We start from the raw sequence: 25,611 nt of genomic DNA, 5'->3' as shown, positions 1-25,611 counted from the left end.
GTTCGAAACCTATAAATAGGATCATCTTTGATAGGTAAATAGATGATTTAATTGGATTTTGATTGATTTTTTGAAGTGGTCGGTCATTGCCGTTTGGCTGAACTTTTGCGCGCTGGCAGTGCTCAGACTCTTTCAGACACACCCGCGCGAGCGCTTTCGGTAGCAGTAAGGCTGCGGCTGTCTGGAACGGGGCCTTGCCTGGCACCGTTGCGGGTCAGCGGCCCCTTTTGATAGGGCGTCAGCCAACCGGGTCTCTTTGGCGGTAAGCCAAGCAGTAGCGGGTTCATGACCAAGGTCGCAGCGCCGACGCGTTGCGGTCTTTCACGCGTCCCAAGATGGAGTCAGGCTCGATGTCGAACACCGATCTCCCCGGTTCTTTTTCCACCCTTTCCCTTGATCCCGCTACCGCTGCCCAGACCCCGCGCATCGCCATAGAGGCGATCACGCCGGCCGTGGACAATGGCCAGTTCCCCGCCAAGGGCATCGCCGGGCGGGTGGTCGAAGTGACCGCCAAGATCTTTGCCGATGGCCACGACAAGCTGGCCGCCAGCGTGCTCTGGCGTCAGGAAGGCGAAGAGGATTGGCAACAGGCCCCGCTGACCCTCGAAACCAATGATCTCTGGCGTGGGCAGTTCACGCCACCGGTGGTAGGCCGCTATGAATTCGTGGTCCAGGCCTGGTGGGATGTCTGGGGCACCTACCGCTACGAGATCGAAAAGAAATACGCCGCGGGTGTCGGGCTGAACCTGGAACTGCAGGAGGGCCGCCTCCATGTCGAGCAGGCGCTGTCCCGTGCCGAAGGCGAGCAGCGCGGTCCGCTGGAGGCGCTGCTGCAGCGCCTGGACCAGGCCGGTAGCGAAGGTGACAAGGTCGCCGTGCTCCTGGCGGGCGAGGCGAGCCAGGCCATGACCCCGGTGGACGCCTATGCCCACCTGACCCACAGCATCGAATATCCGCTGGACATCGAGCGCCTGCGCGCAGAATTCGCCAGCTGGTACGAACTCTTTCCCCGTTCCATCACCGATGATCCCCATCGCCATGGCACCTTTCGCAATGTGATCGGCGAATTGCCGCGTGTGCGCGACATGGGCTTCGATGTGCTGTATTTCCCGCCGATCCATCCGATCGGCCTGGCCCATCGCAAGGGCAAGAACAACACCCTGGGTGCCGGCGCCGATCAGCCGGGCAGCCCCTATGCCATCGGCAGCCCGGATGGCGGCCACGATGCCGTGCATCCCGAGCTGGGTACCCTGGAGGACTTCCGCGCCCTGGTGGCGGCGGCCGCCGACCACGGCCTGGAGATTGCGCTGGACTTCGCCATCCAGTGCTCGCCCGACCACCCGTGGCTCAAGGAGCATCCGGGCTGGTTCTCCTGGCGACCGGACGGCTCGATGCGCTATGCGGAGAATCCGCCGAAGAAGTACCAGGACATCGTCAATGTCGACTTCTACGCCCAGGATGCCGTGCCGGACCTGTGGCTGGCGCTGCGCGATGTGGTCTGGCACTGGGTGGAGCAGGGCGTGAAGATCTTCCGCGTCGACAACCCCCACACCAAGCCGCTGCCCTTCTGGGAATGGCTGATCGCGGACATTCGTGGACGCGATGCCGATGTCATGTTCCTCGCCGAAGCCTTCACCAAGCCGGCCATGATGGCGCGCCTGGGCAAGGTGGGTTACAGCCAGAGCTACACCTACTTCACCTGGCGTAACACCAAGGCCGAACTGACCGAGTATTTGACCGAACTCAACGAAGCGCCGTTGCGCGACTGCTACCGGCCGAATTTCTTCGTCAACACGCCGGACATCAACCCGGCCTTCCTGCAGACCAGCGGCCGCCCCGGCTTCCTGATCCGCGCGGCACTGGCCACCATGGGCTCCGGCCTCTGGGGCATGTACGCCGGCTTCGAACTCTGCGAGGGCGCGCCGCTCACGCCGGGCAAGGAGGAGTACCTGGATTCGGAGAAATACGAGCTGCGGCCGCGCGACTTCTATGCGCCGGGCAACATCATGGGCGAGATCGCCCAGCTCAACCGTATCCGCCGGCAGAACCCCGCGCTGCAAACCCATCTGGGACTGAAGGTCTACACCTGCTGGAACGACCAGATCCTCTATTTCGGCAAGCGCACCGACGACCTGGGCAACTTCATCCTGGTGGCGATCAACCTGGACCCCTTCAATGCCCAGGAGGGCCACTTCGAATTGCCGCTGTGGGAACTGGGCCTCGATGACCACGCGACCACCTATGGCGAAGACCTGATGACCGGGCACCGTTGGGCCTGGCACGGCAAGACCCAATGGACACGGCTGGAGCCGTCGATGCCCTTCGGCATCTGGCGCATCCAGGCGGGTCACTAGCGATACCTCAGGCGGCGCTCACCAGGCTGCTCGGGGACAGATCCCCGAGTGCCTGGTTTCTGCCGTCATCATCGCCGGACGGCCTGGACGACCGGTGCACGCATACGCTTCAGACGCCCTGTTAAGGACCTGACGACATGGCTAAACCCAATAAAGCTCGCTCCCGCAAACCCGCCGCCTTCATCGACGACCCGCTCTGGTACAAGGATGCGATCATCTACCAGGTGCACGTGAAGTCGTTCTTCGACTCCAACAACGATGGCATCGGCGACTTCCCCGGCCTGATCGACAAGCTGGACTACATCGCCAGCCTGGGCGTCAACACCATCTGGCTGCTGCCGTTCTATCCTTCGCCGCGGCGCGACGACGGCTACGACATCGCGGAATACCGCGGCATCCATCCCGACTACGGCACCATGGCCGATGCCAAGCGTTTCATCGCCGAGGCCCATGCCCGTGGCCTGCGGGTGATCACCGAGCTGGTCATCAACCACACCTCCGACCAGCACCCCTGGTTCCAGCGCGCCCGGCGCGCCAAGAAGGGCTCGGCGGCGCGCAATTTCTACGTCTGGTCGGACGACGACCAGAAGTACGATGGCACCCGCATCATCTTCCTCGATACCGAGAAGTCCAACTGGACCTGGGACCCGGTCGCCGGCCAGTACTTCTGGCACCGCTTCTATTCCCACCAGCCGGACCTCAACTTCGACAATCCCCAGGTCATGAAGGCCGTCATCTCGATCATGAGGTACTGGCTGGACCTGGGTGTCGACGGCCTGCGCCTGGACGCCATTCCCTATCTGGTGGAGCGCGACGGTACCAACAACGAGAACCTTCCCGAGACCCACGTGGTGCTCAAGGAGATTCGCGCCGAGATCGACGCCAACTATCCCGACCGCATGCTGCTGGCCGAGGCCAATCAGTGGCCGGAAGACACCCAGCTGTATTTCGGCGATGGCGACGAATGCCACATGGCCTTTCACTTCCCGCTGATGCCGCGCATGTACATGGCCATCGCCCAGGAAGACCGCTTCCCCATCACCGACATCCTGCGCCAGACCCCGGAGATCCCGCCCAACTGTCAGTGGTCGATCTTCCTGCGCAACCACGATGAACTGACCCTGGAGATGGTGACCGACCGCGAGCGGGACTACCTCTGGAACTACTACGCCTCGGACCGCCGTGCGCGCATCAACCTCGGCATCCGTCGCCGCCTGGCGCCCCTGCTGGAGCGCGATCGCCGGCGTATCGAGCTGCTCAACAGCCTGCTGCTGTCGATGCCCGGTACCCCGACGATGTATTACGGCGACGAAATCGGCATGGGTGACAACATCCACCTGGGCGACCGTGATGGCGTGCGGACCCCGATGCAGTGGTCGGTCGACCGCAACGGCGGCTTCTCCCGCGCCGACCCGGCCAGCCTGGTGCTGCCGTCGATCATGGATCCGCTCTATGGCTACCAGGCGATCAACGTCGAGGCCCAGTCGCGCGATCCGCATTCGCTGCTCAACTGGACACGGCGCATGCTGGCCGTGCGCAAGCAGCAGAAGGCCTTCGGTCGCGGCACCCTGAAGATGCTGTCGCCCACCAACAGACGCATCCTGGCCTACCTGCGCGACTTCACCAATGCCCAGGGCGAGCACGAGACCATTCTCTGCGTGGCCAACGTCTCCCGTGCCGCCCAGGCGGTGGAACTGGACCTGTCCAGCTTCGCCGGTCAGGTACCGGTGGAAATGATCGGTGGCAGCGCCTTCCCGCCCATCGGCCAGCTGCCCTACATGCTGACCCTGCCGCCCTATGGCTTCTACTGGTTCTACCTGGCCGGCAACGAGCAGATGCCCGCCTGGCACACCGAGCCGCCGGCACCGATGCCCGACTACCAGACGGTGGTCATCAAGCGCAATCTGCAGGAGCTGCTGGACGGCGAGCCGCGCCGCATCTTCGAAGAGGTGCTGCCGGTCTATCTGCCCAAGCGTCGCTGGTTCGGTTCCAAGGACGAGACCATCACCGGTGTGCGGCTGGACTATGCCGTGCAGATCAACACGCCCAAGCTGCCGGTGATGTTCAGCGAAGTGGTGGTGACCAATGCCAAGGGTGAAGAGCGCTATGCCTTGCCCCTGGGCTTCCTCGCCGAGGAGGACCAGCATTGCAGCCCGCTGGCCACCCAGCTGGCGCTGTCCCGCATCCGCCACGTCCGGCGAGTGGGCCTGGTGACCGACGCCTTCGCCCTGACCAGCTTCGTCCACGGCGTCTTCGACGCCTTCCGCAAGGGTGCCAGACTGGCGTCTCCTGCCGGTGAGCTGAGCTTCGAGGTCTACGACCAGGCCGAGGACTTCGCGCTGGATCCGGACATCGAGATCAAGCACCTGGGCGTCGAGCAGTCCAACAGCTCGCTGATCGTCGGCGACCACCTGATGCTCAAGCTGATCCGCAAGGTGGCGCCCGGTATCCACCCGGAAGTGGAGATGGGGCGCTACCTGGCCCAGGCCGGCTTCGCCAACATCGCCGCGACCCATGCCGTGGCCCAGCGCATCGCGGCCGATGGCACGCCCCACGTGCTGATGCTGGTGCAGCAGCACATCCACAACCAGGGCGATGCCTGGACCTGGAGCCTCGACGGGCTGGATCGGGTCACCCGTGACCTGCTCAGCGGCGGCATCTCCGATGTGGAGAACGAATTCACCGCCATGGGCGATCTGACGGCCTTCGCCGGCGTGCTGGGCAAGCGTCTGGGCGAGATGCATCTCGTGCTGGCGCAGCCCACCGAGGACGCGGCCTTCGCCCCCGAGACCGTTGACGCCGAGGCGGCCAAGGCTCTGGCGCATCGCGTTCGCCTCCAGGTGGACAACGCCCTGGATACCCTGCAGGGCCTGGGCGATCAACTCGATGCCACCGGCAAGTCGCTGCTCCAGGGCCTGGTCGGCAAGCGCGCAGCCCTAGCCAAGCGCATCGAGGCCCTGGCCGCCGATGTCGAGGGCGGTCTGCGTATCCGCGTCCACGGCGATCTGCACCTGGGTCAGGTGCTGGTGGCCCAGGACGACGCCATCCTCATCGACTTCGAAGGCGAGCCGGCACGGTCGCTGGAAGAGCGCCGCGGCAAGTACGGTCCGCACAAGGATGTCGCCGGGGTGCTGCGCTCCTTCGACTATGCGGCGGCCATGGTCACCCAGTCGAGCAACGCCGGGGCGGATACCTCGGAAGAGCACCTGCAACTGCGTGCCAAGGCGGCCGAGACCTACCGCAATGCTTCCTACGCGGCCTTCCTGGAAGGCTATCGCGCTGCGACAACCGGCATCGGCCACCAGTGGAGCGAGCGGGGCGAGCAGGCGGCGCTGGATCTCTACAGCCTGGAAAAGGCGGTCTATGAGATAGGCTACGAGGCTGCCAATCGACCCACCTGGATCAACATCCCGCTACGTGGCGTCGCCGCCATCGTCGAGACCCTCTTGTCCGGAGCCCGCGCATGACCGATCACAATACCGCTCCTGTCGCTCCGCTGGACGACGCCCGGCTCTCGGCTGCCGAGGCCGAGTCCCTGGCCCGTGGCGAGCACGGCAATCCCTTCGCCGTGCTCGGCCCCCATCCCGATGGCGAGGGCCTGATCGTCCGCGCCTTCCTGCCCAGTGCCCTGGGCGCGGAGTTGGTCGATCGCGTCAGCGGTCGGCCGCTGGCCCAGATGCAGCCCGGGCGGGTGCCCGGACTGTTCGTCGCGCGGCTGGACTACGCCGCGCCCTACAAGCTGGTCATCCGCTGGCCCAGCGGCGTGCAGGAAACCGAGGATCCCTATTCCTTCGGGCTGCTGCTGGGAGAAACCGATCTTTACCTGTTCAACGAAGGCCGCCACCGTAATCTCGGCGAGATCTTTGGCGCCCAGCGCTGCCAGGTCGACGGCGTGGAGGGCGTGCGCTTCGCAGTGTGGGCGCCCAATGCCCGGCGCGTCTCGGTGGTCGGCGACTTCAACAGCTGGGACGGGCGCCGTCTGCCCATGCGCCTGCGCGCCAACAGCGGCGTCTGGGAGCTCTTCGTGCCGCGCCTGCCGGTCGGCACGGCCTACAAGTACGAGATCCTCGGCCAGCACGGCGTGTTGCCGCTCAAGGCCGATCCCATCGCCCTGGCCGCGGAATTACCGCCGCGTACCGCCTCGGTGGTGGCCGACAACAAGCCCTTCACCTGGCACGACCAGGACTGGATGGCCCGCCGTCGTGAGTTGCAAGGCGTGGAAGCACCCATCTCGGTCTACGAATTGCACGCCGGGTCCTGGCGCCGCGAAGGTGGTGACGAGGGGCGCCAGTACAACTGGCGCGAGTTGGCCGAGCGCCTGATTCCCTACGTCCGCGAGATGGGCTTCACCCATATCGAGCTGTTGCCGATCATGGAGCATCCCTTCAGCGGCTCCTGGGGCTACCAGCCCCTAGGCCAGTTCGCGCCCACCTCGCGCTTCGGCACGCCGGCGGATTTCGCCGCTTTCATCGACGCCTGTCACCAGGCCGACATCGGCGTCATCCTCGACTGGGTACCGGCGCATTTCCCGACCGACGAACACGGCCTGGCCCGCTTCGACGGCACCGCACTGTACGAGTACGAGCATCCCTACGAGGGCTTCCACCAGGACTGGAATACCTATATCTACAACCTGGGGCGCCATGAGGTGCACGGCTTCATGCTGGCGTCGGCGATGCACTGGCTCAAGCACTTCCACATCGACGGTCTGCGCGTGGATGCCGTGGCCTCCATGCTCTACCGCGACTACTCGCGCAAACACGGCGAGTGGATCCCCAACATCCATGGTGGTCGCGAGAACCTGGAAACCATCGCCTTCCTGCGTCACCTCAACGAGGTGGTCCACGAGGAGGCGCCGGGTGCCCTGGTGATCGCCGAGGAGTCCACCTCCTGGCCGGGCGTCAGTGCGCCGGTCAGCGAGGGCGGTCTGGGTTTCGACTTCAAGTGGAACATGGGCTGGATGAACGACACGCTCCACTATGTGGAAGAGGACCCGGTCTATCGCCAGTACCATCACCACCAGATGACCTTCGGCCTGGTGTATGCCTGGTCCGAGCGCTTCATGCTGCCCATCTCCCATGACGAGGTGGTGCACGGCAAGGGCTCGATGATCGAGAAGATGCCGGGCGACGTTTGGCAGAAATTCGCCAATCTGCGCACCTACCTGAGCTTCATGTGGACCCATCCGGGCAAGAAGCTGCTGTTCATGGGCTGCGAATTCGGCCAATGGCGCGAGTGGAGTCATGATCGCGAACTGGACTGGTTCCTGCTGGAGCACGGCACCCATCGGGGCGTGCAGCAGCTGCTGGCCGATCTCAATCACCTCTATCGTCACGAACCGGCACTGCACGAGCGCGATCACCTGCCCGAAGGCTTCGACTGGGTAGTCGGCGACGACAATGGCAACAGCGTCTTCGCCTGGTTGCGCAAGGACGCCCAGCAGCGACCGCTGCTGGTAGTCGCCAACTTCACTCCGGTACCGCGTCACGACTACCGGGTAGGCGTCCCGTCGCTGGGCCATTGGCAGGAGATCTTCAACAGCGATGCCGAGCGTTACGGTGGTTCCAACCTGGGCAACGGCGGCGGGGTAACGGCCGAGGAGATCGGCGCCCATGGCCAGCCGGCCTCGCTGAACCTGCAAGTGCCGCCGCTGGGTCTGCTGGTGTTCAAGCCGCAGGGCTGATCCGGGAGCGCCCCATCAGGGGCGCGTTCCGCTGACAGGCATCCCTGTTCTGGGCGATGCTTGTCAGGCATCTGGCAACCGAGAACACCATGATCGATCTCGCCGAATGGAATCTGACGGTTCCCGTACCCATGCCCGTGGCCCAGGTACAGACCGCCGAACTCAACAGCAGTGGCTTTCGCAGCCCCTATCTCGCGCGCGGCGAGGGGGGATCGCTGGTGTTCTGGGTTCCGGTGACCGGCACGCCGCAACCCTTCAACACCTTTCCCGCCACCGAGTTGCGCGAAACGCGCCCGGACGGCAGTGCCTATGCGTGGAAGTATCGCGAAGGGGATGCCCTGCTGCAGGCTGAAGCCGTGGTGCAACAGGTGCCTTCACGCCCCGAGGTCATTATCAGCCAGATCGAGGACCAGACCGCCGTGCCGGAAGCGCCCCAGGCGCTGTTGCAACTCATCTATCGCGTGGAGAGCCCGGCGACCGGCAAGGAACAGATCCCTCAGGGCCAGCTAATCGCCCGGTTGCGGGAAAGCCCCACTGACAGTCCCAAGGAGGTCATCCTGCTGGAGCGCCTGCCGCTCAACAGCCGCTTCAGCTACGACATCAAGCTGGCCCGCAGTGGCGTGCTCACCGTCCGCGCCCATGGCGCCGGTTCGCGCAACGGTGACCTGGGTCTGCAGCTCGACAGCGCCTGGAGCAGCCATCACCTGTATTTCAAGGCCGGTGCCCGCTTGCGCGATGGCGAAGGCCCCGCCACTGAAGGCGGGCGTGTCCTGTTCTACCGGCTGATTTCCATGCACCAGCCCAACAACCGGTGAGACTGCCTCAGGTCGCGTGCTTTTCCTGCTGCTTGCGCTCTTCGCGCCGGTCGTTGCTGACCTTGAGCTTCTTGGCCCGGCTTTCCAGGGCGAAGTAGAGCACCGCCGCGATCAGCAGCGGCAGGATGAAATACAGCGTCCGGTAGCCGAGCAGGGCGGCGATGATCTTGCCGTTGGAGAGGCCGTCATTGGCCAGTAGGGCGATGAACACCGTCTCCAGCACTCCGACACCAGCCGGGATATGCACGATGACCATGGCGATGCTGGAGAGCAGCAGCACGCCCAGTACATGCAGATAGTCCACCTGACGGCCGAGGAACAGGTAGACGATGGCCGCCATGGCCATCCAGTTGATCGAGGACACCAGCAGCTGCAGGCAGGCCATGCGCAGCGAGGGCAGGGCGAGGCGCTGCTTGCGCACCGTCCATTCGCGCTGCTTGGCGAAGGCACAGACGCCCAGGTAGAAGACGATGAAGGCCAGCAGGCCGAAGCCGATCAGCCGCAGGGTGGTATCGCCGACGAACCAGTTGGGCGGCATGTCCACCACGCCGCTGACAAAGATGCCGCCGGCCAACAGGATGTAGCCGAGCCAGTTGGTGGCGATGCTCAGCGAAAAGATCCGGGTGATGGTGCCGCTGGAAAGTCCCAGGCGGGAATAGAGGCGGTATCTCATGCCGATGCCGCCGACCCAGGTGCTCAGGGTCAGGGTGAAGGCGTAGCAGATGAAGGACACCAGGAATACCTGGCGCTTGACCAGCTTGTGCCCGCAATAGGCACGCCCGATCAGGTCGTAGCAGCCATACATGATGTACGACAGCACCACCAGGCCGCCGGCCATGGCCAGCGTGGTCCACTTATAGCCGGTGAAGACCTTCCAGACCTCGCCCCAGTCCACCTTGCGTGCATAGATCACCAGCAGCACCACCACCGCGATCAGAAAGACCCAGGTGAGGATCTTCTTCGCCAGCACCCAGCGACCATTCTGCGGTTTGTCGCCAGCCTGCTGGTCGTCCTCGTCGTCGGTATGATCCAGGGCGTCGCTGTGGCTGCTCATCGTTGGGGATACCTTGAAATCGAGGAATCGACCCGGTCCTGGGTTTCGAGTTCGGGCTGCACCGGCGGACTCACCAACTCGATCTTGGGGGTATGACCGGGCAGCCAGCCGACCCAGGCGGGGAAGTGGCGCAAAAAGTGAAAGACCAGCATCGTCTTGGCCAGGTGCCAGTAGGTACGTTTGGGTACCTTGCTGCTGTCGACGTGCTCGCAGTGATTCTGGATCAGGGTTTCCAGGCGACCGCGCAATTCACGGTTGAAGGCGTGGTCATGGAAGATCAGGTTGCATTCGAGGTTGAGCGAGAGGCTCAAGGGGTCGAGATTGCTCGAACCCACCGTGGACCAGTGCTCGTCCATGGTCGCCACCTTGCCGTGCAGGGGCCGCAGGCAATATTCGTAGATCTCCACCCCGGCCTTGACCAGGTAGTTGTAGAGCATCTGGGCGCCGACCTTGACGATGGCCATGTCCGGTTCGCCCTGCACGATCAGCACCACGCGGACGCCACGCTGCGCCGCATTGCGCATCTCCCTGAGCAGCCGATAGCCGGGGAAGAAGTAGGCGTTGGCGATCACCACCTCGCGCTTGGCGTTGCGCAGCATCTCCAGGTAGTGCTTTTCGATGTCGGCGCGGTGCTCGTCGTTGTCGCGGAACACCAGCAGCGCCTGGGCATTGCCGGGATTGCGGTTGTCGGCCGGCTTCTGCGAGCGCTTGCCCCACCAGCGGTGGGTCTCCTCCGGGGAGTTGATGGCGTCGCGCGCGAAGCGGTGGATGTCATCGACGATGGGTCCTTCGACCTCGACGGCGTAGTCCTGCTTGGCTTCGGGCCCGAAGTCGCCCAGGTGCTCGGCGGAGTAGTTGATGCCGCCGATGAACCCCAGACGGGCGTCCACAACCACGATCTTGCGATGCAGGCGGCGGAAGAGATTGGTTCTCATGCCCATGACCAGGGGACGCGGATCGTAGTAGCGGAACCGCACGCCGGCATGCACCATTTCGTCGATGAAGTCGCGTGGCAGATCGGGCGAGCCGTAGGCGTCCACCGTGATGTCGACCTGGACGCCGCGCTTGGCCGCCGCGACCAGCTCTTCCTGCAAGGCCTTGCCGACCTTGTCGTAGAAAAGGATGAAGGTCTCGATGATGACCTCGCGCTCGGCCGCGCGGACAGCCTCGAACACCCGCGGAAAGAAGTCCTCGCCGTTTTCCAGCAAGGCGATGCGGTTTCCGTCCCGCCATTCGAAATTCATAGGTGGAAGTCCGCGGCCAGGGGAGCATGGTCGGACAGGTGCGACCATGGCTGATTGCCCAGCACCTGCGGGCGCCCGACGCTGACATTGCGCGTGTAGATGCGATCCAGACAGAGCAGGGGCCGCTTGGCCGGGAAGGTCTTGGGCAGGCGCCCCGCGGTCTTCATGAACACCTCTTCGAGTCCCGCGCCCTGGCCAAGGATGTCATTGGCCTTCTGGCGCCAGTCGTTGAAGTCCCCCGCCACCACGACAGGAGCGTCGCTGGGCAGGGAATTGATGTGTTCGCAGATCAGCTGCATCTGCATCTGGCGATGCTTTTCGCGCAGGCCCAGATGCACGCAGATGACGTGCAGATCCACGGCCTGATCCGGGATACGCAGGACGCAATGCAGCATCCCGCGCTTTTCCGGACCGGCGATGGAAATGTCGAAGTTGTCGTAACTGACGATGGGAAACTTCGACAGCACCGCATTACCGTGATGGCCGTCCGGGTAGACCGCATTGCGCCCGTAGGCGAAATCGGTCCACATCGAATCGGCCAGGAACTCGTACTGCGGCGCCGCCGGCCAGTTCTCGAAGCGCAACGGGTGTTTCTCGTGGGTACCCAATACCTCCTGCAAGAAGACAATGTCCGCTGACACCGTCCGCACCGCCTCGCGCAATTCCGGCAGGATGAACCTGCGGTTGAAGGACGTGAAGCCCTTGTGCGTGTTGATGGTCAGGACCTTGAACGAAAAACCCTGTTGCGCGTTCGTCATGCCTGGCGCTTCCTCCGCTTGGTCTGGGTCAGCTCGAACAGCAATACCGAGCGTCCGGTGACCTGATAGGTATCTCCGAAATTGAAGACGTCGCCGGCATCCAGGTCAGGCTGATTGGTATCCAGCTGCAGGGACCAATGCTCGCCCATGGGGACTTCCGGCAGGCTGAAATCCACCACGTCATAATGAGCATTGACCAGAATCAGCAGCGAGGTATCCGCGCCCTTGCGACGAATGCCGGTCGGCTGGGCACGGCCATCGAGCAGGATGCCCATGCACTTGTTGCTGCCGTCCTGCCACTGCTCGTCGCCCATCTCGGTGCCGCCGGGCTGCAGCCAGGTGACATCCTTGACGCCCAGCTCCTCGTTGTAGGCGCCGGTGAAGAAGCGGCTACGACGCAGCAGCGGATAGCGACGACGCAGGTCGATCAGATTGCGCACGTATTCCTGCAGTTCGGCGCTCTTCTCGCTGATCTCCCAGTTGATCCAGCCGATCTCGCTGTCCTGGCAGTAGCCGTTGTTGTTGCCGCCCTGGGTGCGCGCGAACTCGTCACCGGCCAGCAGCATGGGCGTGCCCTGGGAGAGGAAGAGGGTAGCCAGCAGGTTGCGCATCTGCCGATAGCGCAGTTCGATGATCTCCGGATCGTCGGTCTCACCCTCGACGCCGCAGTTCCACGACAGGTTGTGGGAATGGCCGTCGTTGTTGCCTTCGCCATTGGCCTCGTTGTGCTTGTCGTTGTACGACACGGTATCGGCCAGGGTGAAGCCATCGTGGGCGGTCACGAAGTTCACGGACGAGTAGGGCTTGCGACCGCGACGGTTGAACTTGTCGCCGGAGCCCAGCAGGATCTTCGCGAAATCGCCGATCTTGTCTTCGTCACCCTTCCAGAAGGCACGCGCGGTGTCGCGGAAGGTGTCGTTCCACTCCATCCAGCCGGGCGGGAAGTTGCCCACCTGATAGCCGCCGGGGCCGCAGTCCCAGGGTTCGGCGATGAGCTTGGTCTCGGCCAGGATCGGATCCTGACGGCAGGCGTGCAGGAAGCCACCGCCTTCGTCGAAGCCGTCCGGCTCGCGGCCCAGGATGGTGGCCAGGTCGAAGCGGAAGCCGTCCACGCCCATCTCGGTCGCCCAGTAGCGCAACGAGTCGGTGACCATCTGCAGCACGCAGGGGTGGCTCATGTTCAGGGTGTTGCCGGTACCGGTGTCGTTGATGTAGTAACGCGCATCATCGGGCATCAGGCGGTAGTAGTTGGCGTTGTCGATGCCCTTCAGCGAGAGGGTCGGGCCCATCTCGTTGCCTTCGGCGGTGTGGTTGTAGACCACGTCGAGGATGACCTCGAGACCGGCATTGTGCATGCGCGCGACCATCACCTTGAATTCGCCGATGGACTGGCTGGCCATGTAGCGCGAGTGCGGGGCGAAGAAGGCCAGGGTGTTGTAGCCCCAGAAGTTTCTCAGGCCCTTTTCCAGCAGATGGTTGTCGTCGAGGAAGTAGTGGATCGGCATCAGCTCGACGGAGGTCACGCCGAGGGACTTGATGTAATCGATGACTTCGCTTTCCTGCAGGCCGGAAAAGGTGCCTCGGGCGTTCTCGGGCACTGCCGGGTGCTGCATGGTGTAGCCGCGGACATGGGTCTCATAGAACACGGTGCGGTCACGCGGGACACGCGGATGGGTGGTGTTGCCCCAGGTGAAGGCGGGGTCGATCACCCGGCAGCGCGGCATGAAGGGGGCGCTGTCGCGTTCGTCGAAGGACAGGTCGCCGTCGGCGTGGCCGATGGTGTAGCCGAACAGGGCGTCGTTCCACTCCAGCTCGCCGACGATCTGCTTGGCATAGGGATCGATCAGCAGCTTGTTGTGGTTGAAGCGGTGGCCATTCTGCGGCTCGTACGGGCCATGCACGCGGTAGCCGTAGAGGGTGCCGGGGCGGGCGTCAGGCAGATAGCCGTGCCAGATCTCGTTGGTGAATTCCGGCAGTTCGATGCGTTCGATTTCTTCCTTGCCTTCGTCGTCGAAGAGACAGAGTTCTATCTTGGTGGCGTTGGCGGAAAAGATGGCGAAGTTCACGCCGGAGCCGTCCCAGGTAGCGCCCAGGGGGTAGGGCAGGCCTTCACGAACACGAGACTTGGACTTGCTGATGAACGCGGTCGCTTCGGTTAAGGGCTTGTTGGAATCGGTTGAAGTCATTTCGACGCTCTCGGGGATAGCTAGGAAGGAAGTAGCTCTGACTCGGCTCTCAATACCTGCCGGTGGCTGAATCGATACAGATCCGGCTACCTGTATATGAAAGGCCCGGCGCAGCGCAGTTCCGAGCCCTGATGGCTAACCGACAAAGCGTTGTTTTTTCAGGAAAAATCAGGAGAAAAACGGTCACGCGAACACCGCAGCGAGGCGGCGGGGGGAAGGCCTGGCCGAACGGCCAGGCCGGAACATCACATCACTCGGTCGCAGCGGGCTTGGCCGTGGTCGCCTTGGCGCGGGAAGCGCGCGGCTTCTTCGGCGTGGCCGGTGCCACTCCTACACCGGTAGCCTCGACATTGGTGTCGGCCTTGGCCTTGCTGGCCGGGGCCTTGCCTGCGCTGGGCTTGACCGCCTGCTTGACCTTGGTCGCGACCTTCTTGGCGGCCGACTCGACCTTCTCGGTCACGGACTCACCGGCAGCTGCACCTTCGGTAGCCGCCTTCTCGCTGCCACTCTTGGTCTTGGCGGTGGTGCGGGCCTTGCTCGCGACAGGCTTTTCCGCACTGGCTTCAGCCTTGGTCGCGCGGGGCTTCTTGGCCGCGGTCTTCTTGGCCACACCTTCCTGTTCGGCTTCGTACAGTCGGGTCGCCATCTCCCAGTGGCGATCATGTTCGTGAGCCGGCCGTCCTTCGGACTCCCAGATCTGATAGGCGAGCTGCTGGATGCGTTCGTCTTTTTGGGTCATTGCGGTGCGGCTCCTTGAGTGATGTCTTGTGTGCTGAGCAATCCAAGCGGAAAACGTGCCAGAACCTCGCCGACAGAAAGCTCTTTCTTCTGGTCATGGACAGATGTCGGGGCAAAAGTTTCCCCAAAACGGTACATGGACAAGGTTTCGGGGAGTTTTATCCGGGTGTCCTGCCAAGCCGCTGCGGAAAAACGCAGCTTTCCGCTGTTCTCCAGCAGTTCGGAGGCATGCACCGGCACGATGACGATCACCGCCTGTTGCTCCCAGGTACGGGCGAAGGCCAGCACCTGATCGGCATGAGCACCCACTACGGTCAGGGGCAGGTAGCGACCTTCGGTGAACAGCTGCGGCTGCTGCTTGCGCAGTTGCAGTACGGTAGCCAATACCTGTTGCTTGATCTCGCCGTTCTGCCAGGCGTCCAGGGCGGCATCGACCGAGGCCTGCTTGGCCAGGGCCTGCTGCCGCGGGGCGTAGTCCACGGCGCGACGGTTGTCAGGCTCCACCAGGCTGAAATCCCAGAATTCACCACCCTGGTAGAGGTCGGGCACGCCGGGCGCAGTATTGCGCAGCAGCATCTGCACCAGGCCGTTCAGGGCACCCGCTGGCGCCAGTTCGCCTACCGCAGTGACGATCTCGCTGCGCAGGGCACGATAGTTGGCGTCGGTGAGCAGACCTTCCAGAAAGGCCTTGCAGGCCGCCTCGTAGTCACCGTTCGGGGCCCACCAGTCGGACTCCAGCTTCTCTTCGCGCAGGGCCTTTTCCTGCCACTGCAGCAGCCGCTCCAGATAGGCCTCCAGACCCTGCTGATCATCGGCCTGCAGATGCAGCGGCCAGCTGGCGAGCAGGGTCTGGTAGAGCATGAGTTCATCGCCCGGCGTCGGCGCCGGGGCGTCGTTCCACTGGCCACGCAGCGGTGCGGCCTGCGCCATCCAGCGAGTGGCCTGGGCGATGTAGGCGTCCGGACGTTCCGAGACCACCGCCAGGCGAGCGCGGGTGTCCTCGCCACGCTTGTGGTCGTGGGTCGCGGTGGTGAGCATGTTGCGCGGGAAGTGCTCGGCGCGCCAACCGCTGGCCTGGTGGAAGGCACTGACCGGCTGGGCGAAATGCTGCGGATCGAAACCCACGTCATTGCGCGACAGCAAGGGCGCAGAGCGGTAGCAGGCGGTGTCTTCCACGGCCTTGGCGGCAATGGGTGAGGTAAGCTGCTGGAACTTGGTGATGGCCCGGCGCTGTTCGCGCCGGGCCACGCTGCCCACGGGCTTGTGCCGCGGGGCATCGCCACCCAGCCAGGCGCGCAGCTGTTCGAGCAGCGGTTGCTCCGCCTCACTGACGTGGGGGCGGGCAGCTTCCAGCGCGGTATCGAACCACTGGGCATCGTTGCCGACGAATCCTGCCGCGCCGGCATAGGTGCGATAGACCTTGAATTGCACGATCAGCTCCAGCAGCACCCGGCGGATGGCGCCCTGGCTGGTGTCGCGGGTGCGCCAGTCCTGTTGCGCCAGCAGGTGCAGGGTATGCACCGCCGATTCGAATTCGCTGGACAGCGCGCCGGTCAGCACCAGGCGCCGCGCTTCCCGCACTTCTTCGAGGAAGTCCTCGGTACGACCGGTCTGCTCGGCCCAGAACCGACGCAGGGGCGCTTCACCGCTGGCAGCATGTTGCACCGCCGAAACCTCGTTCATGAATTCGTAGCCGGTGGTGCCATCGATGCCCCAGCCTTCGCGGAGTGTTTCGCCCTCGGCGAGGATCTTCTCGATGTAGATGGGGAAGCCATCTTCCGGTGCACCGCCGGCACGACTGGCGCAGAGGTCATCCACGCGGCGACGCAGCTTGCGGCAATAGGCGCGTGGATTGGCCAGGCCGTCGATATGATCCAGGCGCAGCCCGTCGAGCAGGCCTTCGCCAATCAGGCGGAAGATCAGCGAATGGGTTTCCTCGAACACCTCGTGGCGTTCCATGCGCAGGCCACCCAGCTCGGTGATGTCGAAGAAGCGCCGCCAGTTGATGTCGTCCGATGCGGTACGCCAGCTGGCCAATCGATAGTGCTGGCTTTCCAGCAGGGCGTGCAGACGCTCCTGATTGGCCGGTTGGCTGCCGTCGAAGGCGGCGATCGCTTTGGCGATGGCGGCGGCCACCGAAGGCTCCTTGGCGGCATCCGCCAGCTGGCGCTGGGCGCCACGGGCTTCTTGCAGATCCTTGGCACGCGCCGAGAAGGCATCGGCGAACAGGCTCAGCTGGGGTAGATCGCTTTCGCGCAGGATCTGACCGTAGGTACCGGGATTGATGGGGAAGTGGTGGGCGTAATACTCCACGCGGAAGGCGCCCTGCTCGGCATCGAACACCAGCTTGAGTTCACCGGCCTGCAGCACGTTGCCATAGGCGTCACCGAGGAAGGGCAGCAGCACCTGGCCCTGCAGATCCGGGTCGGGGCCGTACCAGTTGATATCGTAGAAGCCGGCATAGCGGCTCTGGCGACCCCATTCGAGGATGTCCAGCCACCAGGCGTTTTCCGAACCGCCCACGTTGGTGTGGTTGGGCACGAAGTCGGCGATCAGCCCCATGCCGTGCTCGCGCAGGCGAGCGACCAGGCGCCGCAGTGCCTCTTCGCCACCCAGCTCCGGATTGACGCGGGTCGGATCGACCACGTCGTAACCGTGCACGGAGCCGGCACGAGCAGTGGTGATGGGGGAGGCGTAGACGTGGCTGATGCCCAGCTTGGCGTAATAGTCCACCAGGGGCAGGGCATCGTCGAAGGTGAAGTCCTTGTGGAACTGCAGGCGTACGGTAGCGCGCAAGCGACTCATCGAGTGTTCTCCGGATTATTACGCGCAGTGCTCAGCACGCTCAGGCGTCGTTTAGGGGTAGCAGCGTTCAGCAGGCGCTCGGCCGGGTTGTCCCAGCGGCGCAGCCAATTGGGGTGTTCGTTGGTGGTGCCGGGCAGGTTGGCCTGCTCCAGCTGGCCCAGGGCGTCTTCCACCGGCAGGATGATCAGCGGTGCCGGGGTGCGGCCGATGAAGGCGATGGCGGCATCGACCGCCTGTTCGACATTGCTTTCCCGGGGGTCGTCCAGTTCCAGCACCTTGGCCAGGTATTGGCGATCCTCGGCCCGCTCGTCGAGCCGGTCCTGGCGCGAGGTGCCATCGGGCAGCAGCCCCAGCTCCTCCTGCCAGTCGGCATCGCGGCCCTGCCACCAACCGGTAAGGGTCGGCAGGTCATGGGTGGTGGGCATGCCCATGGCTGTGTCCGACCATTGCGCAGCGGGCTTGAAGGCCTTGCCATCTCGCTCGAACAGCAGCACCTGCATGCCCATGATGGCGCGCTCGGCCAGGCGTTCGCGGAAGCCTTCGGGCACCGTCCCCAGGTCTTCACCCATGACCACGCAGCGATGACGCCAGGATTCCAGGGCGACCAGTCGCAGCAGGTCGTCGATGGGGTAGGAGAGATAGGCACCGTCGGCCGGCGAAGCGCCCTCGGGCACCAGCCAGAGGCGTTGCAGGCCCATTACGTGGTCGATGCGCACACCGCCGGCATGGGCGAAGTTAGCCCTGAGCATCTCGATGAAGGCGCGGAAGCCATGCTTGACCATGCCGGTGGGCGAGAAGGCGGAAATGCCCCAGCCCTGGCCTTTCTGGTTGAGCAGGTCCGGTGGGCAACCCACGGTAACCGAGGCCAGCAACTCTTCCTGCCGACTCCAGGCCTGGCTGCCACCACCATCCGCGCCCACGGCGATATCGGCGATCAGGCCGATCTTCATGCCCGCGTCGCGGCACTGTGCCTGGGCCGCGGACAGTCCTTCGCTGGCCAGCCATTGGGTGAAGGCGTAGAACTCCACGTCCTGGGCATGGCGTTCGGCGAATTCGGCCACGGCCGGGTTCTTGGGGTCGCGATACTGCTGCGGCCAATGCTGCCAGCTCGGCGAGGTAGCGCCCTGGGTGAAGGAGGCATGCAGGGCTTCGAAGCGACAATGGTTTTCCAGCGCCTCGCCACCGTCGCGGCGGAAGGCCTCGAAACGCTCCCGCAGCTCGCCGCCGGCGGTGCGGAAATCCAGGTGCAGGGTGCGCAACAGGCGCAGGCGCAGCTTGGCCAGCGCCGGCCAATCGATCAGCTCCAGCTGCTCCAGACGCTCGGCTTCCGCCTGCAGACCGGCGCGCTGCATGGCCTGGCGTACGGACTCGGCACCCAGGACCAGCTCCGGCGCGGCATAGAGCACATTGAAGAACACCCGACTCGATGGCGAGTAGGGGCTGTAGCGGCTGCCATCGGCGCTGAACATGGCGTGCAAGGGGCTGATGGCCAGGGCGTCGGCGCCTTTGTCGCCGGCGGCCTTGGCGAAGTGCACCAGGCCCTGGAGATCGCCGGCGCCGCTGCCCCCTTCGCGTCTGAGGCTGTAGAGCTGCACGGCCAGACCCCAGAGACGGGCCTGTTCATTGCCGGTGGCGTCGGCGATGGTGAAGCAGCGTTCCGGCGCGACGGCCAGGGTCAGGGCTTCGCCATCGACCTCGGCCTGGTGATAACCGGCGACGCTGATCGGCGCCAGCTGTCCGCGGTCGTCGACCTGGCCGTCCAGACGCTCGCCGCCTTCCAGCTGTACCTGGTAGCGAAGACCGCGCTTGAACTGGTCCGGCGCACCGACCGGCTGGTCGACCACCGCGGTGATGAGCGGCGGCAAGTGATGCTTGTCGCCCACCTCGGCGAGCTTGCGCAGACTGGCGTCGATATCGGCGTCGCTGTCCGCCGGCAATTCGATGGCCTTGAGCAGCTTGCGCAATGCCTCAGGCCTTACCCGTTGGCGCTGGCCGTCGTAGGCGGTCCATTCGATGGCGATGCCGGCGGCCTCGGCCAGTTGTTCCAGACGATCATCACTCATGCCTTTTTCTCCAGCCAGACCAGTGCCGAATGCGCGCTCAGCGTGCCGTCCTGACGGGCAGGCGTTGCCGCGGCGTCGCTGCTGTGCAGCAACTCGCCCTGAGGCGCCTCATCCAGCGGTACGGCCTTGTCACTGAGGTTGAGCTCGATGGTCAGGCGGCTGCCGTCGGCAAGGCTCCAGCGCGCGCGCACGGCGCGGTCGGCCAGGGCTTCGGCGCCGGCGGGACGGGCCCCTTCCAGACGCGGGAAGAGTTCGCGGTGGCGGATCTCCAGCAGCTCGCGGTACAGCCCCAGCCAGGCGGCGTGGTCGGGCTGATCGGCTTCACCGAAATTGGGCCTGGAGTCCTCGAAGGTCTTGAGCGCGTTCGGATCGGGGATCTGCTGGCGATGCTCTTCGCTGGTGAAGAAATCGAAGTCCTTGAATTCGTTACGACGACCCTCGCGGACCAGTTCAGCCAGTTCATCGTTGTGGCTGGTGAAGAACAGGAAGGGCTGGCGACTGCCCCATTCCTCGCCGATGAACAGCAGCGGAATCATCGGACTGAGCAGCAAGAGCGCGGTGGCGGCTTTCAGCGCCGGCTCCGGGGCCAGGCGGGTCAGGCGCTCACCGAAGGCGCGGTTGCCGACCTGATCGTGGTTCTGCAGGAAGATGACGAAGGCCGAGGCCGGCAGGTCATTGCTCGGTTCCCCGCGGGCCTTGCCGTGGCGGGTCTGCTCGCCCTGGTAGATGAAGCCTTCGCCCAGGCAGCGCACCAGCTTGGCCGTGGCGTCCTCGGTGAAGTCCTGGTAGTAGCCTTCGTTCTCGTCGGTCAGCATCGGATGGATGACGTTGTGCCAGTCGTCCGCCCACTGCGCGTCGTAGTGCTTGCCGCCCAGCAGGGTGGCGGTGTTGTCTTCGTTTTCCAGCATCAGGTGGATGTGGCGACTCGGCTCGACGGTGCCGCGGATCTCCTCGGCCATCTCTTCGAGGAAGCCCTTGTCGTTGATGGCATGGACCGCATCGAATCTCAGGCCGTCGAAGCGGTACTCCATCAGCCACATCAAGGCATTGTCGATGAAGTAGCGGCGCACGGCGTCCTGGCGGAAATCGATGGCGGCACCCCAGGGCGTATGGATGTCTTCGCGGAAGAAGCGCTCGGCGTAGGCGTGCAGGTAGTTGCCGTCCGGCCCGAAGTGGTTGTAGACCACGTCCAGGTAGACCATGACGCCATGACCGTGGGCGGTGTCGATCAGCGACTTGAGATCGTCCGGGGTGCCGTAGGAGGCTTCCACCGCATAAGGCAGGACGCCGTCATAGCCCCAGTTGCGATCGCCGGGGAATTCCGACAACGGCATCAGCTCGATGGCGGTGACGCCCAGCGCGGCCAGGCGGGGGACCAGCTTCTCGACACCGGAAAAGCCACCCAGGGTGCCGACATGCACTTCGTAGATGACGCTTTCGTGCCAGGGGCGACCCTGCCACTCGACGCTTTGCCAGTGGTAGGTGGTGGGATCGATGACGATGCTCGGCTCGTGCACGTCGCCGGCCTGGGCACGGGAAGCGGGATCCGGGACCAGCAGGTCCCCGATCTGATAGCGATAACGGGTACCGGCACCGCACTGCGCCTCGACCGCGAACCAGCCGTCTTGCTCGGCTTCCATGGCGAGGGTCATGCCACCTTCCAGGACCACCGAAACGGCATCGGCGCTGGGTGCCCAGAAGTGGAAGAGGGTGCGGTCCTTGCCCACCAGGGTGGCACCGGCACGGGTTTGCCAGGCATAGCCCCCGGTCACCGCGGCTGCGTCGCGCGAAATATCAGTCATGGATAGAGAACTCCCGAAGCCGGACGGCAGAAAAGACACTGCGGCCCAGTTGGCCGCAGTTGCTGTTATGACCGGTGAGAGTTGCTCAAAGTTGGGCGGGGATAGCGCTTTTCGTCGGCCTTTTGGCGAAGGAAAAGCGCTTGGTAGCCACGTCGGGCATCAGGCGCCGACGTGACGCTCCTGGTGCGCGGTGGCCTGGAGCAGGTCGAGGTACAGCGAGGCGTAGGGCTTGGCGCATTCGGACCAGAAGAAGGGGCCCTGCATGGCGCGGTGACGCATGGCCAGCAGCAGGTCCTGACGTTCGAATACACCCAGGGCGCGGTCGATGGCGCTGATGTAGTTTTCCAGCGACAGCGGGGCGAACAGGAAGCCGGTGGTGCCGTCCTCTATGCTGTCAGCCAGACCGCCGGTGCGCGTGGCGATCGGCAGGGAGGCGAAACGCTGGGCGTACATCTGGCTCAGGCCGCAGGGCTCGAAGCGCGAGGGCATCAGCAGGAAGTCGCTACCGGCATACATGCGCCGCGCCTCGGTTTCGCAGAAGCCGATGTGGGCACTGACACGGCCAGGGTAGCGCAGGGCCAGGGCCCGCACCTGACGCTCGATGTGCGGCTCGCCACAGCCGATGACCATCAGCTGGCCGCCGCGGGCAACGATGTGATCGGCGGCCTGGATGGTCAGGTCGATGCCTTTCTGCTGAACCAGGCGCGAGACCACCGCGAACAGCGGACCGTTGGACGGCTCAAGGCCGAATTCCTCGCGAATGCGCGCAGCGTTGACCGCCTTGCCATCCCAGTCGGATTCGTGGAACTGCTGGCACAGATGCGGATCGCTGCAGGCGCTCCAGCCATCGTCGATGCCATTGAGCAGGCCGGTCAGCTTGCCCTGACGAGCCTTGACCTGCAGCAGCCCTTCCAGGCCGCAGCCGAATTCCGGGGTGGTGATCTCGTGGGCATAGGTGTGGCTGACCGTGGTGATGTGGTCGGCATAGACCAGACCGGCCTTGAGAAAGGAGACCTTGCCCCAGAACTCGAGACCTTCCATCTGGAAGGCATGGGCGGGGATGTCCAGGTCGGCCATGACCGAGGCGGGAAACAGGCCCTGGTAGGCCAGGTTGTGGATGGTGGTCAGGCAAGGGGTGCTGGCACCCTTCCAACGCAGGTAGCCGGCAGCGAGGCCGGTCTGCCAGTCGTTGAGGTGCAGCAGGTCCGGCACCCAGCGAATCGAGGCGTCGCCCAGGGCGAAGTCGGCGGCGGCGCTGGCCAGACGACCGAAACGGATGTGATTGTCGGCCCAGTCGGCGCCGTTCAGGTCGCCGTAGGGATTGCCCGAGCGCTCGTACAGCTCGGGACAGATCAATACATAGACGACCAGCCCGTCGTCCAGATTGACGCGACCGATGTCACAGGCGGGCATGGCGGCACGGGCGGCGATGCGGCCGACCATCTGCACACGGTCCTTGATCGCGGCCATCACCTGACGGTAGCCGGGGATCAGTACCCGGACGTCATGGGAGGCGGCGAGGGCGCGCGGCAGGGCGCCCGAAACCTCGCCCAGGCCACCGGCCTTGACGAAGTCGGAAATTTCCGGGGTCACGAAAAGGATGCGTTTGCGGCTTTCGACAACGGAGCTCAGCGTCAGCTGAGGCTCATCCGTGCGCTTGCGAGGAGAGCTGGATCTGGTGGAAAGAGTGGCAGTTTCAACGGGCTCCAGAGCCCCAAATTTCCCCACGACGGCATTTGCCATGGTGCGCTCCCAATGCAGCAAGTTCGAGACTGAGGTTTACCTGATTGCTTCTTCCTGAAGCTCGATGCTCCTGGTTCAAAAACGCCTACAGCCGAGCTGCTACAGCCTTTTTGCCGGTCATCTCTTCTGAGATGTCTGGATTTGGGCGAGAACTGCTTCGCGGAATTCCAGATTGCTCTCGCACTGACTCTCGGACAACGTCACAAGTTTCCTGCGCGAATGTTGCGGTCCTGCTTCGTATTGCCAAATACATGCCCAAAAGCTGGCGCTCACTCTTGGTGCGCTAAGAAATTTGCTGCAGGTGAACCGCTTAATGGCCGCCTGATCGAGACAATTAGCCGATAAATCAGACTTCTGGCTGGCGTACGACCGGTTCGTGCCTTTCGTCGGATTGTGGTGTGGGAAGCACATCGCGACGTCCCAGTTCGGTTCGCAGCTTGGGCAGGCAGAGGGGAAACTCACGATTGATGTAGGTGATCAGCCGTTCCCGCACGAAGCAGCGCAGGTCCCAGTTCTTCGAGGAATCGCCCGAGCTCACCAGCACCCGGATCTGGATCGAATCATGGGATGCATCGGTCACCTGCAGCACGCAGACACGCTCGTCCCATAAATGGGGCACCTCGGCACAGGCGCGTTCCAATTCGGTGCGGATCGGCGCCAGGGGCAGGGAATAGTCAACCCATATGAAGACTGAACCGATCAGGCTGGAAGATGAGCGCGTCCAGTTCTGGAAGGGGGTCTCGATGAAGTACTGCAGGGGAACCACCAGGCGACGGTCGTCCCAGATGCGGACCACCACATAGGTGCCGGTGATCTCTTCCACCCGGCCCCATTCCCCTTCGACGATGACCACGTCGTCTAGCCGAATAGGCTGTGTCACGGCGATCTGCAGTCCGGCGATGAGATTGCCCAGCACCGGGCGCGCGGCGATACCCGCGACCAGACCGGCGACACCGGCGGAGGCGAGCAGGCTGGCACCGACCTGGCGAACAGCGGGGAAGGTCATCAGCATCAGGGCGATACCCACCAGCAGCACGATGAAGCTGAGGCTGCGTACCAGCACCCGATTCTGCGTCTGGATACGCCGTGCCCGCAGGTTGTCCACCACATCCACGGGATTGCGCAGGGCGATGGTGGCTCCGACGGCCTTGACCGCCCTGAGACCCAGCCAGGTGAAGGCAGCGATGCTCAGCAGGCCGGTGAGGTGCTGTACCGCACGCAACAGTGGCAGGGCATCGGGTGCGGAATTCCAGACACCTTGCAACACCACCAGAGGGACCGCCAGCCGCGCCGGCTTCTCGACGTACTTCACCAGGTTGCGCGCCAGCAAAAAGGGATTGGCCAGCCGACGGATGGCCGCAAACGCCACTATCAGGAGGATGCTGCTGATCAGCAGGGCGACCCCCGCCGCGATCAGCGTGGTGATCCAGGGGGCGTTGAGCCAACCTGTCCAGTCGATGGCCGTCATGCGCATTTCCTCAGGCAGACGGCTCCCCGGGATCCTGAAAAGCTGACGCGTCGGAATCGCGGGGAGCCTTTCGAGATACCTGTTTTCCGACTGAGAGGCACCGCCACGGTTCCCTGAGAACCTGGCAAAACGCTCTGCTTGGTAATACCACCCCTGATGGAAAAAGCACATTCGGCTCCTGGCAGACTTTTCTGTCGGTCAGTGGGGCAGGATGTCGCACCTCGCGTCTAAGCTCAGAGGAGACCGCGCAGCGGACGCAGGATAGGAGTAGACTTCGCGCCCCAACGAGACACGTCCAGTCAGATGGCGGACCTGCGGAGATCGAGACGGATTTATGAAGCCAGTGGTAGTGGTTGTCGAAGACGAGAACATGTTGCTCGGGCTGATGGAAGAGGTGCTCGAAGGCGAAGGCTTTCAGGTGCACACCTTCGGTACCGCGGACCAAGCCTGGGAATACCTGTCGAGTGCGCGTCCGACGCCGGATCTGCTGATCACCGATGTCCGCATGCCGGGTGTCATCGACGGTCTGGAGCTGGCGCGCCGCGTCAAGCAGCAGCTGCCGGGTCTGCCCATCATCGTCTCCTCGGGTTATTTCGAAGAGCTTCAGCCCGAACGCGCCCCGGATATCTACTATCTGCCCAAGCCCTGGCGCTTCGATGATCTGCTGGCCGGCTGCTTCCGCTTCCTCAATCAGCGCAAAGGCTGATTGCTGTCCTCCGCGGCCTGGCTCCAGGCCGCTTTTCGCGCTTTCTGCAGTTCATACCTTCACCTGGTTTGCTGGTTGGCCAACCTGGCGCAAGGCCTCTGTCCCGGAAAAACCATCCAGGTAATAGCCCGCACGGGCCGCGCCCTCCGCGGTGGTGGCTCATCCCGCGGCGGGGACAGGCCAGCGTCTCAG

15 protein-coding genes are annotated in these 25,611 nt (G+C 64.1%); 5 read left to right on the top strand and 10 right to left on the bottom strand.

The window, feature by feature from the left end; all coding sequences use genetic code 11:
• The first annotated feature begins 350 nt into the window (after positions 1-350).
• From QMX82_RS14760 to QMX82_RS14745, 4 genes are all read left to right on the top strand, one after another.
• Positions 351-2,354, top strand: a complete 2,004-nt coding sequence (locus tag QMX82_RS14760; protein WP_282284844.1) for an alpha-1,4-glucan--maltose-1-phosphate maltosyltransferase — start codon at positions 351-353, stop codon at positions 2,352-2,354.
• Between the two features lie 137 nt (positions 2,355-2,491).
• The gene (gene treS, locus QMX82_RS14755) at positions 2,492-5,821 is read left to right on the top strand and encodes a maltose alpha-D-glucosyltransferase (RefSeq protein WP_282284843.1); all 3,330 of its coding nucleotides are present in this window, start codon (positions 2,492-2,494) and stop codon (positions 5,819-5,821) included.
• Positions 5,818-8,037, top strand: coding sequence for a 1,4-alpha-glucan branching protein GlgB (glgB, locus tag QMX82_RS14750; RefSeq protein ID WP_282284842.1), 2,220 nt, complete (start codon positions 5,818-5,820; stop codon positions 8,035-8,037). The genes treS and glgB overlap by 4 nt, the downstream gene beginning before the upstream one ends.
• Before the next feature lie 89 nt (positions 8,038-8,126).
• Positions 8,127-8,852, top strand: coding sequence for a polysaccharide lyase family 7 protein (locus QMX82_RS14745; protein ID WP_282284841.1), 726 nt, complete (start codon positions 8,127-8,129; stop codon positions 8,850-8,852).
• Between the two features lie 7 nt (positions 8,853-8,859).
• On the opposite strand, the gene QMX82_RS14740 is transcribed toward QMX82_RS14745, so the two are convergent.
• From QMX82_RS14740 to QMX82_RS14695, 10 genes are all read right to left on the bottom strand, one after another.
• On the bottom strand, positions 8,860-9,906 hold the full coding sequence (locus QMX82_RS14740; protein WP_282284840.1) for a lysylphosphatidylglycerol synthase transmembrane domain-containing protein: 1,047 nt from the start codon (positions 9,904-9,906) through the stop codon (positions 8,860-8,862).
• Positions 9,903-11,150 (bottom strand): cardiolipin synthase ClsB, encoded by a 1,248-nt coding sequence (gene clsB, locus QMX82_RS14735; RefSeq protein ID WP_282284839.1) that lies wholly within the window; start codon positions 11,148-11,150, stop codon positions 9,903-9,905. The genes QMX82_RS14740 and clsB overlap by 4 nt, the downstream gene beginning before the upstream one ends.
• Positions 11,147-11,908 carry an endonuclease/exonuclease/phosphatase family protein gene (locus QMX82_RS14730; RefSeq protein WP_208691122.1) on the bottom strand — a complete coding sequence of 254 codons (762 nt, stop codon included), beginning with the start codon at positions 11,906-11,908 and terminating at the stop codon, positions 11,147-11,149. Before QMX82_RS14730 ends, clsB begins: the two co-directional genes overlap by 4 nt.
• Positions 11,905-14,094: a glycogen debranching protein GlgX gene (glgX, locus tag QMX82_RS14725; RefSeq protein ID WP_261793835.1), complete on the bottom strand. Its 2,190-nt coding sequence runs from the start codon at positions 14,092-14,094 to the stop codon at positions 11,905-11,907. The genes QMX82_RS14730 and glgX overlap by 4 nt, the downstream gene beginning before the upstream one ends.
• 250 nt (positions 14,095-14,344) lie before the next feature.
• A complete protein-coding gene (locus QMX82_RS14720; protein WP_282284837.1) occupies positions 14,345-14,833 on the bottom strand; it encodes a DUF2934 domain-containing protein in 489 nt (162 codons plus the stop codon).
• Positions 14,830-17,637, bottom strand: coding sequence for a malto-oligosyltrehalose synthase (gene treY / locus QMX82_RS14715; protein ID WP_282284836.1), 2,808 nt, complete (start codon positions 17,635-17,637; stop codon positions 14,830-14,832). Before treY ends, QMX82_RS14720 begins: the two co-directional genes overlap by 4 nt.
• The gene (gene malQ / locus QMX82_RS14710) at positions 17,634-19,700 is read right to left on the bottom strand and encodes a 4-alpha-glucanotransferase (protein ID WP_282284835.1); all 2,067 of its coding nucleotides are present in this window, start codon (positions 19,698-19,700) and stop codon (positions 17,634-17,636) included. Before malQ ends, treY begins: the two co-directional genes overlap by 4 nt.
• Entirely contained in the window at positions 19,697-21,502 is a 1,806-nt protein-coding gene (gene treZ, locus QMX82_RS14705) for a malto-oligosyltrehalose trehalohydrolase (RefSeq protein ID WP_282284834.1), read from the bottom strand. The genes malQ and treZ overlap by 4 nt, the downstream gene beginning before the upstream one ends.
• 159 nt (positions 21,503-21,661) lie before the next feature.
• A complete protein-coding gene (glgA, locus tag QMX82_RS14700) occupies positions 21,662-23,245 on the bottom strand; it encodes a glycogen synthase GlgA (RefSeq protein WP_261793836.1) in 1,584 nt (527 codons plus the stop codon).
• 346 nt (positions 23,246-23,591) lie between these two features.
• Positions 23,592-24,713: a mechanosensitive ion channel family protein gene (locus QMX82_RS14695; RefSeq protein WP_282284831.1), complete on the bottom strand. Its 1,122-nt coding sequence runs from the start codon at positions 24,711-24,713 to the stop codon at positions 23,592-23,594.
• Between the two features lie 334 nt (positions 24,714-25,047).
• Here QMX82_RS14695 and QMX82_RS14690 point away from each other — a divergent pair, with 334 nt between their 5' ends.
• Complete coding sequence (locus QMX82_RS14690; protein WP_108581805.1) at positions 25,048-25,419, top strand: response regulator; 372 nt, start codon at positions 25,048-25,050, stop codon at positions 25,417-25,419.
• Positions 25,420-25,611 lie beyond the last annotated feature (192 nt).

Source organism: Pseudomonas sp. PS02302 (assembly GCF_029959585.1).
In the GTDB taxonomy this organism is placed as follows: Bacteria; Pseudomonadota; Gammaproteobacteria; order Pseudomonadales; family Pseudomonadaceae; genus Chryseomonas; species Chryseomonas aestiva.
The sequence above is the reverse complement of the archived record's forward strand: the minus strand, read 5'-3'. Positions and strand labels throughout refer to the sequence as shown.

Bases quoted from the DNA above. Each gene is read 5' to 3' on its own strand.
- glgX (WP_261793835.1), bottom strand. From the start codon at position 14,094: ATGACTTCAACCGATTCCAACAAGCCCTTAACCGAAGCGACCGCGTTC.
- QMX82_RS14740 (WP_282284840.1), bottom strand. From the start codon at position 9,906: ATGAGCAGCCACAGCGACGCCCTGGATCATACCGACGACGAGGACGAC.
- malQ (WP_282284835.1), bottom strand. From the start codon at position 19,700: ATGAGTGATGATCGTCTGGAACAACTGGCCGAGGCCGCCGGCATCGCC.
- QMX82_RS14695 (WP_282284831.1), bottom strand. From the start codon at position 24,713: ATGACGGCCATCGACTGGACAGGTTGGCTCAACGCCCCCTGGATCACC.
- treY (WP_282284836.1), bottom strand. From the start codon at position 17,637: ATGAGTCGCTTGCGCGCTACCGTACGCCTGCAGTTCCACAAGGACTTC.
- treZ (WP_282284834.1), bottom strand. From the start codon at position 21,502: ATGACTGATATTTCGCGCGACGCAGCCGCGGTGACCGGGGGCTATGCC.
- QMX82_RS14760 (WP_282284844.1), top strand. From the start codon at position 351: ATGTCGAACACCGATCTCCCCGGTTCTTTTTCCACCCTTTCCCTTGAT.
- clsB (WP_282284839.1), bottom strand. From the start codon at position 11,150: ATGAATTTCGAATGGCGGGACGGAAACCGCATCGCCTTGCTGGAAAAC.
- QMX82_RS14730 (WP_208691122.1), bottom strand. From the start codon at position 11,908: ATGACGAACGCGCAACAGGGTTTTTCGTTCAAGGTCCTGACCATCAAC.
- QMX82_RS14745 (WP_282284841.1), top strand. From the start codon at position 8,127: ATGATCGATCTCGCCGAATGGAATCTGACGGTTCCCGTACCCATGCCC.
- treS (WP_282284843.1), top strand. From the start codon at position 2,492: ATGGCTAAACCCAATAAAGCTCGCTCCCGCAAACCCGCCGCCTTCATC.
- glgA (WP_261793836.1), bottom strand. From the start codon at position 23,245: ATGGCAAATGCCGTCGTGGGGAAATTTGGGGCTCTGGAGCCCGTTGAA.
- QMX82_RS14690 (WP_108581805.1), top strand. From the start codon at position 25,048: ATGAAGCCAGTGGTAGTGGTTGTCGAAGACGAGAACATGTTGCTCGGG.
- glgB (WP_282284842.1), top strand. From the start codon at position 5,818: ATGACCGATCACAATACCGCTCCTGTCGCTCCGCTGGACGACGCCCGG.
- QMX82_RS14720 (WP_282284837.1), bottom strand. From the start codon at position 14,833: ATGACCCAAAAAGACGAACGCATCCAGCAGCTCGCCTATCAGATCTGG.